Origin of the sequence: Sphingopyxis sp. (assembly GCF_050725615.1) — a bacterium.
In the GTDB taxonomy this organism is placed as follows: domain Bacteria; phylum Pseudomonadota; class Alphaproteobacteria; order Sphingomonadales; family Sphingomonadaceae; genus Sphingopyxis.
Map to the genome: position 1 here is coordinate 25,293 of NZ_JBOHHU010000039.1, position 10,412 is coordinate 35,704.

The window sequence follows — 10,412 nt, forward strand, 5'->3', positions numbered from 1 at the left end:
GTCAGTCTTTCACCAGATCGTCGGCCGTCAGATCGTCGGCGACGAGGCCGGGGCCGATAGCCTTTGCGCGCGCAATATGCCAGCCCACAGCGGCGACCGCGGCGTCGAAGGCATCGCCGCCGCGCGCCAGCATCGCGCCGCACGCGCCCGCGAGGACATCGCCGGTTCCCGCCGTGGCGAGCCAGGGGCTGCCCGGCCAGGCGGCCACGACACGCCCATCGGGCGCGGCGATCACGGTATCGGCGCCCTTGTAGATCAGCACCGCCCCCGCGTCGGCAGCTGCGGCCTTGGCGCGATCGATCTTGCTGCCCGCCAGACCCGGAAAGGCCTTGGCGAACTCGCCCTCATGCGGGGTCAGGATCGCAGACACCGTCCCCCGTGACGTCCGCAGGCGCGGCAAGGCCGACGCGATAGCGGCGGCGTCGAGCACCAGCGGCTTCGCGCTATCGAGCGCCGCCGCGACATCTTGATCGAGCGCTTCGCCCGCCGGATAGCCCAGCCCGACGATCACCGCCCCGACGCGCGCATCGCCCAGACGCTCGGCGTAGCGCACCGCCTCTTCGACGATGATCGCATCGAAAGGCGCATCGTCGGCGCCGCTCAGCACGACATAACCCGCCCCGCTCCGCAACGAAGCAGCGGCGGCCAGGCGCGCGGCGCCGGGCATCGGTCCCGACCGGACGAGCACCATCCCGCGGTTGAACTTGTGCGCCGCCGCATCGGGCACAGCGATCGACGGCGGCGACGCGCTCCGCATCGTCCGATCCGCCGCAATCCCGATCGGCGCCAACAGCACCCGTCCGCAAGAGGGCGCGGCGGGAATCAGCACATGCGCGGGCTTGAGCGCGCCGAGCGCCAGCGTGACATCGGCGGGCAGCGGCGGCGCCCAATCGTGAACGCCATCGCCATCGACGCCGCTGGGCACATCGACCGCCAGCACGCGCCGTCCGACGAAACCGCGCAAGATCGCCGCCACATCGTCGCCGATCGGCCGCGTCAGCCCGACCCCGAACAGCGCATCGACGATCAGCGGCCCGGCTGCGGTGTCGCCGGTCAGCGCCTCGACGGGCCCGTTCCACAGCGCCCGCGCCGCGCGCGCCAGATCGGTGGCCGGCTCGGCGAGCGCGGCGACCCGCACCGCTGCGCCCCGCTCGGCGAGCAGCTGCGCCGCGACATAGCCATCGCCGCCGTTATTCCCCGGCCCGCACAGGATCAGCACCGGCCCGCCCGCCGCCATGCGCCAGGCGATGTCCGCCACCGCCGCCCCGGCACGGTCCATCAACTCGGCGAGCGTCGTTCCCGACGCCGCGCAATCAGCCTCGGCCGCGCGCATCGCGGCGGTGGTCAGGATTGGGGTGTTGGTGGGGACGGACATGGAGCCGTGGTAGCGCGTTTAGGCACGGGTGAGAACCGCGCGAAACACCCGTCGCCCCCGCGAAGGCGGGGGCCGCCATCGGTTTACGCAGATTCGCCGGACCAGATCGCCAGCGGCCCCCGCCTTTGCGGGGGCGACGGGCGGCTAATCCACCCCGCCGGTATCCGCCGGCAAGCGGTACTTGTCCGCGCCGATCGCGACCTCGATCATGCCTTCGCCGATGATCGTCACCGTCGCCTGTTCGGCCCCGTCGGCCGACACCACCCCGCGCCCGTCGGTGGTGATCTGCAGGCGCCGATAGCCGACGTCGCCGCGCCCGACGACCAGGATCGTGCCGCCGTCGCCGCTCATTTCCTGCACCGTGCAGGTCCGGTCGAACAGCTTCGCGCCTTCCAGCGCGCATTCGATGCGGCCATTGTTCGCGGCGTCGCGTGACTGTTTCGCTTCGGTCTCGGCCAGCTTCTTGTTGTCGGGGGCGCCATCGCATCCCGCGAGCAGCAACAGCGGCAGCGCCGCCAGTCCGAATATCCTCAACCCTTGGCCCCTTTCAGCTGCGACAGATCGCGCACTGCGCCGCGCGCGGCGCTGGTGGTCATCGCGGCATAGGCCTGAAGTGCTACCGAAACCTTGCGCGGGCGCGGCTTCGCGGGTTGCCAGCCGTTCGCGTCCATCGCGGCGCGGCGCTCGGCCAGAACGCTGTCGGCGACCGCAAGGATGATCGTGCGGCCCGGAATATCAATGTTGATCAGGTCGCCATTTTCGACCAGCCCGATCGCCCCGCCCTCGGCCGCTTCGGGCGAGACATGGCCGATCGACAGGCCCGACGTGCCGCCCGAAAAGCGCCCGTCGGTGACCAGCGCGCAGGCTGCGCCCAGCCCCTTCGATTTCAGATAGCTCGTCGGATAGAGCATTTCCTGCATGCCCGGCCCGCCCTTCGGCCCTTCGTAGCGGATGACGATAACGTCGCCCGCCTCGACCTGCCCGGTCAGGATTCCCGCAACCGCAGCATCCTGGCTCTCATAGACCTTCGCCGGGCCCGAGAATTTCAATATGCTCTCGTCGACCCCGGCGGTCTTCACGATGCAGCCGTCGAGCGCGATATTGCCGCTGAGCACTGCGAGCCCGCCGTCCTGGCTGAACGCATGATCGGCCGAGCGGATCACCCCCGCCTCGCGGTCGAGGTCGAGGTCGTCCCAGCGCCGGTCCTGGCTGAACGCCACCTGCGTCGGCACCCCGCCGGGGGCCCCCATGAAGAATTTCTGCACCTCGGGATCGTTGGTGCGCGAGATGTCCCATTTGTTGAGCGCATCGCCCAGCGTCGCGCTGTGCACCGTCGGCAGGTGCGCATGGATCAGCCCCGCGCGCTCGAGCTGGCCGAGGATCGCCATGATCCCGCCAGCGCGGTGGACGTCCTCCATATGGACGTCGCTCTTCGCCGGCGCGACCTTCGACAGGCACGGCACGCGGCGCGACAGCCGGTCGATGTCCTCCATCGTGAAATCGACCCCCGCCTCATAGGCGGCGGCGAGCAGATGCAGCACCGTGTTGGTCGACCCGCCCATCGCGATGTCGAGGCTCATTGCATTCTCGAACGCCTCAAACGTTGCGATATTGCGCGGCAACACGCTGTCGTCGTCCTGCTCATAATGGCGGCGGCACATATCGACGACAAGCCGCCCGGCGTTGAGGAACAGCGCCTTGCGGTCGGCGTGCGTCGCCAGCGTCGAACCATTGCCCGGCAGCGACAGCCCCAGCGCCTCGGTCAGGCAGTTCATCGAATTGGCAGTAAACATGCCCGAACAGGAGCCGCAGGTCGGGCACGCCGCCTGCTCGATCGCGGTGACCTCTTCGTCGGTATATTTCTCGTCGGCAGCCGCGACCATCGCATCGACAAGATCCAGCGCGACGGTCTTGCCCTTCAGCACAACCTTGCCCGCCTCCATCGGCCCGCCCGATACGAAAACGACCGGGATATTGATGCGCAGCGCCGCCATCAGCATGCCCGGCGTGATCTTGTCGCAGTTCGAAATGCACACCATCGCGTCGGCGCAATGCGCGTTGACCATATATTCGACGCTGTCGGCGATCAGGTCGCGGCTCGGCAGGCTGTAGAGCATGCCGTCATGCCCCATCGCGATGCCGTCATCGACCGCGATCGTGTTGAATTCCTTGGCGACCCCGCCATGCGCCTCAATCTCACGCGCGACCATCTGGCCGAGGTCCTTGAGGTGGACGTGCCCCGGCACGAATTGGGTGAAGCTGTTGACCACCGCGATGATCGGCTTGCCGAAATCGCCGTCCTTCATCCCCGTCGCCCGCCACAGCCCGCGCGCGCCGGCCATGTTGCGGCCATGGGTGGTGGTGCGCGAACGATAAGAAGGCATTTGGAGAGTTCCTAGTAATTATATTTCACAAAATCGCGATATCATGCGCCCCTACACGCTTCGAGCGCAGGGGACAATGCCAGTTTGTGACACATTCTTGCCAGCCGCTCGGCGAACAGCCCCTGCCCTGCGGCGTCGCGCACCAGATCCTGCCGCATCTCGATCCCGACATAGGCGATGCCGTTCGCCTCGGCGTGCCGGTTCATCGTCGCATTGAGCAGTTTACCAGAATAGGGAAGCTGGTCGCCGACGACCATCCCCTCGGCCTCCAGCGCCGCGATCGCGGGCCCGGCCAGGCGTTCGTCCGCATTATACAGCACCCCGACCTGCCATGGCCGTTGCTGCTCCGGATCGCTCGCCAGCGATGGCGTGAAGCTATGGAGCGACAGGATCATCGCGGGCCGATGCGCCGCGATCGTCGCGGCGATATGATCGTGATAGGGGCGAAAAAAGCGCCCAATCCGCACCTCGCGCCCCGCATGATCGAGCGCATTGCCCGGGATCGCATGGCCGTCGCTCGCGATCGGCACCGCCCCCGGCGCCTCCTCGTCGCGGTTGCAGTCGACCACCAGCCGCGACACCCCGCCGAGGATGGCCGCATCGACCGCTCCCGCCTCGACCAGCAGCGCCGCCACCTCCGCCACACCGAGATCGATCGCGATATGCTGCGTCAGCAACGACGGATCGATACCGAGGTCCATGTCGGCGGGCACAAGATTCGACGCATGATCGCCGATGAGCAGCACCCCGCCCGCGCGCGGCGCGCCGAGCGCCGACCAGGCCTCGCTCATCGCAAGGTCCCCGCCATTTGCCACCAATGGGGGTGGCTGGCGGCGAGCGCGACCGATGCGGCGTCGCGCTCGGCAAGCGCATCGAACAGTGCGAAACAGGTCGCGCCCGATCCCGACATGCGCGCCAGCGAGGGGCTGAGCCCGCCCAGCTCGGTCAACACGCTTACGATCGCCGGGCATTGCGCGATCGCCGCGCGCTGCAGGTCGTTGCGCGCCGCGAACAATTGCGCGCGGCCCGCCGGGTCGCCGAACAGCGCCCCCCGGTCGATCCCGTCCCACGCCGCGAACACCGGCCCGGTGGAGACCGGCTCGCGCGGGTTGACCAGGAGCACCGGGGTGCCGCCCAGCCGCAATTCGGGCACCGGCGACAATATTTCGCCGACGCCGACGCCCCGGCACGTCTGGCTGGCCACGCACGCCGCCACATCGGCGCCCAATGGCGCGACGACCCGCGCCAGCGTCGCGTCGCCCAGTTCGGGCAGGAAATGCCGCCGTACCAGCCGCGCCATCGCCGCCGCATCGGCCGAGCCGCCGCCGATCCCCGCCGCGACGGGCAGCCGCTTGGTCAAGGTCACCGCAAGCTTCGGCACGCGATCGGCGCCATAACGCTCGCGCAGCAACGTCACCGCGCGCAGCACCAGATTGTCCGCGCCTGCGCTCAACCCTTCGGCAAATTCCCCGTCGATCGTCAGCCGGTCGGCCTCGGCCACCCGCGCCGCGATCCCGTCGCCATGGTCGACGAAGGCGAACAAGGTCTCTATCTCGTGATAGCCGTCGGGCCGCCGCGCGCGGACATGGAGCGCGAGGTTGATCTTCGCCCAGCCCGTCTCCGACAGGATCGTCACGGCGCGGTCGTCGCGGGGGTCAGCCCGTCGCGCAATTTCGCCGCAATCCGGGTCGCCATATCGGCCTCGGCCAGCAAGGCGGCGGCGCGCCAGGTATAGCGCGCCTGGAATCGCCGCCCCGATTGCCAATAGGCGTCGCCCAGATGTTCGACGATCACCGCATTGCCCGGATCGCCGCCCTGCGCCTTTTCGAGCAAGGGCACCGCTTCGTCAGGCCGCCCGGTCAGGAAATAGGCCCAGCCCAGCGAGTCGGTGATCGCCGCATTCTGCGGGTCCTGCGCCCATGCGGCCTCGATCTGCGCGAAGGATTTTTCGATATTCTTGCGCCGCTCGATCGACGAATAGCCGACAAAATTCAACACATTGGGATCGTTGGGGCGCAGCGCGATCGCCCGGTCGAGCAACGGTTCCGCCGCATCCCAATCATGCGCCTGCAACAGCAATTCGGCGCGCGCGATCAGGATGCTGCCGTGCAGCGCCTTGTCGAACTCATCATCGCCGAGATCAGCCTCGAGCCGCGCATAGGCGCGTTCGGCGGCGCGCGGATCGTCCGAGCGCCGCGCGATATCGGCATAGCGCACCAACAGGATGCGGCCGGGCTTGTCGGTCGCCACCGCCCGTTCGGCGAGCGCCACCGCCTCGGCGGCCTTGTCGCCGTCGGCCAGCAGTTCGGCCTGCCGCATCACCAGCACCGGCGGCAACGGCGGCTTCATGGACTGCAGCACGGCCAGTGCGGCGTCCTTCTGTTCGTCATTGTCGAGCGCCTCGACCAGAGCGCTGCGCACCTGCCAGTCGCTGCCGTCGAGCCAATAGGCGACGCGCGCGAACAGCAGCGGCACCTTGGGGTTGCTGTTCGGGGTGCGCGCAAAGGCGTCGGCGAGCAGCCCGAGCCAGTGCGCAGCGCCGCCCCGCGGGGTCGTCACCGCCTGGTCGGGCAGCAACATCACGGGGTCCTCGCGTTCGCCCGCCGCCAGCGCGATCCGCTCGCGCAGCCGCTTCGCCGCTTCGCCCTCGCCCGCCTTGTCGAGCGTCGCCGCGAGGCGCGCCGCGACGAGCTGGCTGGTGCGGTCGGTCAGCGTGACCGTGTCCGCCAGCGCCGCCGCGTCATCCTTGCGCCCCGCCGCGAGCTGGACCAGCGCCGCTTCGAGCTGGAACGCCGGCTGCGGCGCGCCGCGCGCGCCGGCGTCGAGCAAATGCCGCTCGGGCGATTTCTCGCGCAGGCCTGCGTCGATCCAGCTGCTCAGCGGCGGCACCACGAGCCGCGCGACGGCATCGCCGCCCGATTTGTCGCTCCGCCCGGCGACATAGTCGCGCGCGGCTTTCCAGTCCGAGCGGCGCAGCGCGTCGGTCACCAGCACCAGTTGCGCATCGAACCGCCGGTCGCCGCCGGCCCACAACATCATCGCGGCGCTGCGCGCGGCCTCCAGATCGCCGGCCTCGATCGCCTGTTCGAGGATACGTCCGCGCAATCCCGGCAGGTCGGGGATCAGGCTCGACGCGGCGGTCAGCGCGGCAAGCGCCTGCCCCGGGTCGCCGGCATCCTCCGCCAGCCGCGCCCGCGCCAAGGCGCTCAGCGCCGCATCGCCGCCATCGGCCGCCAGAGCCGGGAGCGGCGCCAACACCGCGAGCGCCAGGACTGCGGCGACGGGTCCGCCAAACTTACATATTCGGGTAATTGGGGCCTCCGCCGCCTTCGGGGGTGACCCAGTTGATATTCTGGGTCGGGTCCTTGATGTCGCACGTCTTGCAATGCACGCAATTCTGCGCGTTGATCACGAACTTCGGATCGCCCTCGGCCTCGCCGACGATCTCGTACACGCCGGCCGGGCAATAGCGCTGCGCGGGCTCGTCAAAGACCGGCAGGTTATACTCGACCGGGATCGACGGGTCTTTCAGCTGCAGGTGGACCGGCTGGTCTTCCTCATGGTTGGTGTTCGACACGAACACCGACGACAGGCGGTCGAACGTCAGCACGCCGTCGGGCTTGGGATAGTCCGGCTTCGGCATCATGTCGGCGCGGTACAGGCTCTCATTGTCGGGATGATGCTTCATCGTGAAGGGCATTTTGATCTTCAGCGTCTCGGCCCACATCGTCATGCCCGACAGGATCGTGCCCGCCAGATCGCCCCATTTTTCAACGAGCGGCAGCACGTTGCGTACGACGCTGAGTTCCTTCTTCACCCAGCTATCGTCATAGGCGTCCTGATAGGCGGTAAGTGTGTCGCTGCCCCGTCCGGCGGTCACCGCCGCAAAGGCCGCCTCGGCCGCCATCATGCCCGATTTCATCGCGGTATGCGTGCCCTTGATGCGCGGCACGTTGAGGAAGCCGGCGCTGTCGCCGATCAGCGCGCCGCCCGGGAAGGCGAGCTTCGGCACCGACTGATAACCGCCGTCGCTGATCGCGCGCGCACCATAGGACACGCGCTTGCCGCCCTTCAGGATCCTGGCGATCTCGGGATGCGTCTTCCACTTCTGCATCTCCTGGAACGGGGAGATGTGCGGGTTGCGATAGTTGAGCCAGGTCACGAAACCGAGCGCGACCTGTCCGTTCGCCTGATGATAGAGGAAACCGCCGCCATTGGCATTGTTGTCGAGCGGCCAACCCTGCGTGTGGATGACGCGGCCCTCTGCGTGGTTCTCGGGCTTGATGTCCCAGAGTTCCTTGATGCCGAGGCCATAGACCTGCGGCTCGCATTCGGCGTCGAGCGCATATTGCGGCTTGAGCATCTTGGTCAGGTGCCCGCGCACGCCTTCGCCGAAGAAGGTATATTTGGCGTGGAGTTCGAGCCCCGGCTGATAGTCACCCTTGTGGCTGCCGTCGCGCGCGACGCCCATGTCGCCGGTCGCGACGCCTTTGACCGAACCATCGTCATTGTAGAGGATCTCGGCGGCCGGGAAGCCCGCGAAAATCTCGACGCCCAGCCCCTCGGCCTGTTCGGCGAGCCAGCGGCACAGATTGCCAAGGCTGCCGGTATAGGTGCCCTTGTTGTGCATGAAACCGGGCGAGATGAATTCGGGAAGGCCGAACTTCTTCGTCTTGGTCAGCACCCAATGCTGGTTGTCGTTGACCGGCACCTCGGCGAGCGGGCAGCCCGACGTCCGCCAGTCGGGAAACAGCTCGTCGAGCGACTTGGGGTCGATCACCGCCCCCGACAGGATGTGCGCGCCGACCTCGGACCCTTTTTCGAGGATACAGACCGACAGCTCGCTGCCCGCTTCGTTCGCCAATTGCTTGAGGCGGATCGCCGCCGAAAGCCCCGCCGGGCCCGCGCCGACGATGACCACGTCATAGGGCATCGATTCCCGTTCGCTCACCGCAAATACCTTTCTGCCGTCCCTGCGCGGACTTTCATCGTGCCCTGCGCTCATTCTGTCACGAAATGCGATGCCCGCCAATTGACGCGTCCGTCAACTGCCTGTTTGAAACAAATTCATGGGTGGGCAAAATTCAGCTTTGTCGGCGGCGAGCTATTGCGACTGGTGGTCGCTGGCCGGCGTCGAGGCGCTGGTCGGCGAGGCGCCGGCCGGCTGGCTGGCGACGCCCCCCGCCAATGACCCCGCGCCGATGCGCGCCAAGGTCGCCGCCATCGCCGCGCCCTTTGAACCCGAAGCAGCCCCCCTTCCCGCCGCGCTCCAGCGCCAGGAGGCGGTCGAAGCGCCCATCGCCAAGGGGCCTGTCGAGCTGCCGGAGGATTGGCTGGCCTTTCAGGACTGGCTCGCGACGCACCCCGACGTGCCGGGCAGCCAGTGGGACGCCCGCCGCGTGCTTCCCGTCGGCGATGCCGGCGCGCCGCTGATGCTGCTCACCGCCTGGCCCGAAATCGACGACCAGCGCGACGGCGCCCTCTTCGCCGGTCCCGCCGGCACGCTGCTCGACGCGATGTTGCGCGCGATCGGCATGGTGCGCGGCGACTGCTATCTGGCGAGCCTTGCGATCACCCGCCCGCCCGGCGGCCGCTGCGACGAACGCGACCTCGGCGACCTCGACCGGTTGCTGTGGCACCACCTGCGTCTCGCCCGGCCCGGCCGCCTGCTGCTGATCGGCAGCGACATCGTGCGGATGGCCGCCGGGCTGGCGCTGCCCGACGCGCGCGGAAACTTACTCGATATTAACCAAGATGGCGGCAAAGTGGAGGCGGTGGCAATCGCGCATCCCGCGATGCTGCTGGCCCGGCCCGCCCAAAAGGCGGCGGCCTGGGATAGCCTCAAACTGCTCAACCGGGGACGTTGACAGATGATCAAATGGACTGCGGCTCTCGCCGCTTCGCTTCTTGTTTCCGTGGCACCGCCCGCCATCGCGGCCGACAGCGGCGATCCCTTCGCCGCCGCGCCGCAGACGGTGCCGCCCGTCCTCTCGGGCAAGCAGAAGCAGCTTTATTCGCAGATTCTCGTCGCCATCCGCGCCGAACGCTGGGCCGACGCCAAGCTGCTGCTCGACAGCGCAGACGCCGACGCAAAGGGGGGCCCGCTGACCGATTTCCTCCGCGCCGAACTGCTCGTCGCGCCGAACAGCCCCAAGGCCGAAGTCGCCGACATCATGCCGATCCTGTCGCGATCGCCGCAATTGCCGCAGGCCGAACAGCTCGGCCGCCTCGCCGCGAAGCGCGGCGCTACCGACCTGCCGACCCTGCCCTATCAGACGCGCCTGTCCTGGGCCGGCAGCGCGCCGCGCCGCCTCGGCGCCGACAGCGTCAGCGATCCCTTTGCGAACGGCCTCGCCAGCAGCATCCCCGACCGCATCAAGAATGACGATCCGGCCGGTGCCGAGGCGCTGCTCAACGCCGTCCTCGACAAGCTCAGCCCCGACTCGCGCGCCGAATGGCAGCAGAAGGTCGCCTGGTCCTATTATATCGAAAATGACGATGCGAACGCGCTGCGCCTGTCGCTCGCCTGCACGCAAAATGGCGGAGCATGGGCGACGCAAGGCGCCTGGACGCAGGGCCTCGCCGCCTGGCGCCTCCATGATTATCGCACCTCGCTCGCCGCCTTCGACCGCGTCGCCAAGGAAGCCCCCGAC

General features: G+C 68.4%; 8 protein-coding genes and 1 pseudogene. 2 read left to right on the forward strand and 7 right to left on the reverse strand.

The features are described 5' to 3' along the window. Position 1 precedes the first annotated feature (1 nt). The 7 genes from ACREB7_RS10975 to ACREB7_RS11005 all read right to left on the reverse strand — a co-directional run bounded on the left by ACREB7_RS10975 (position 2) and on the right by ACREB7_RS11005 (position 8,710). The gene (locus ACREB7_RS10975) at positions 2 to 1,375 is read right to left on the reverse strand and encodes an NAD(P)H-hydrate epimerase (protein WP_431592312.1); all 1,374 of its coding nucleotides are present in this window, start codon (positions 1,373 to 1,375) and stop codon (positions 2 to 4) included. 144 nt (positions 1,376 to 1,519) lie between these two features. Then, positions 1,520 to 1,909: a hypothetical protein gene (locus tag ACREB7_RS10980; protein ID WP_431592313.1), complete on the reverse strand. Its 390-nt coding sequence runs from the start codon at positions 1,907 to 1,909 to the stop codon at positions 1,520 to 1,522. Then, the gene (gene ilvD, locus ACREB7_RS10985) at positions 1,906 to 3,759 is read right to left on the reverse strand and encodes a dihydroxy-acid dehydratase (protein WP_431592314.1); all 1,854 of its coding nucleotides are present in this window, start codon (positions 3,757 to 3,759) and stop codon (positions 1,906 to 1,908) included. The genes ACREB7_RS10980 and ilvD overlap by 4 nt, the downstream gene beginning before the upstream one ends. 41 nt (positions 3,760 to 3,800) lie before the next feature. Beyond that, on the reverse strand, positions 3,801 to 4,550 hold the full coding sequence (locus ACREB7_RS10990; RefSeq protein WP_431592315.1) for an N-formylglutamate amidohydrolase: 750 nt from the start codon (positions 4,548 to 4,550) through the stop codon (positions 3,801 to 3,803). Then, positions 4,547 to 5,395, reverse strand: coding sequence for a 4-(cytidine 5'-diphospho)-2-C-methyl-D-erythritol kinase (locus ACREB7_RS10995; RefSeq protein ID WP_431592316.1), 849 nt, complete (start codon positions 5,393 to 5,395; stop codon positions 4,547 to 4,549). The genes ACREB7_RS10990 and ACREB7_RS10995 overlap by 4 nt, the downstream gene beginning before the upstream one ends. Then, positions 5,392 to 7,017, reverse strand: coding sequence for a tetratricopeptide repeat protein (locus ACREB7_RS11000; protein ID WP_431592317.1), 1,626 nt, complete (start codon positions 7,015 to 7,017; stop codon positions 5,392 to 5,394). The genes ACREB7_RS10995 and ACREB7_RS11000 overlap by 4 nt, the downstream gene beginning before the upstream one ends. A gap of 37 nt (positions 7,018 to 7,054) precedes the next feature. Further along, positions 7,055 to 8,710, reverse strand: a complete 1,656-nt coding sequence (locus ACREB7_RS11005; RefSeq protein WP_431592318.1) for an electron transfer flavoprotein-ubiquinone oxidoreductase — start codon at positions 8,708 to 8,710, stop codon at positions 7,055 to 7,057. Between the two features lie 118 nt (positions 8,711 to 8,828). Between ACREB7_RS11005 and ACREB7_RS11010 the strand changes: the two genes are divergently transcribed. Together ACREB7_RS11010 and ACREB7_RS11015 are read left to right on the forward strand one after the other, a co-directional pair. Further along, positions 8,829 to 9,626, forward strand: a complete 798-nt coding sequence (locus ACREB7_RS11010) for a uracil-DNA glycosylase family protein (RefSeq protein ID WP_431592319.1) — start codon at positions 8,829 to 8,831, stop codon at positions 9,624 to 9,626. Between the two features lie 3 nt (positions 9,627 to 9,629). After that, a pseudogene (locus tag ACREB7_RS11015) lies at positions 9,630 to 10,412 on the forward strand (lytic transglycosylase domain-containing protein); the annotation flags it as partial.

Bases quoted from the DNA above. Each gene is read 5' to 3' on its own strand.
- ACREB7_RS10975 (WP_431592312.1), bottom strand. From the start codon at position 1,375: ATGTCCGTCCCCACCAACACCCCAATCCTGACCACCGCCGCGATGCGC.
- ilvD (WP_431592314.1), bottom strand. From the start codon at position 3,759: ATGCCTTCTTATCGTTCGCGCACCACCACCCATGGCCGCAACATGGCC.
- ACREB7_RS10990 (WP_431592315.1), bottom strand. From the start codon at position 4,550: ATGAGCGAGGCCTGGTCGGCGCTCGGCGCGCCGCGCGCGGGCGGGGTG.
- ACREB7_RS11010 (WP_431592319.1), top strand. From the start codon at position 8,829: ATGGGTGGGCAAAATTCAGCTTTGTCGGCGGCGAGCTATTGCGACTGG.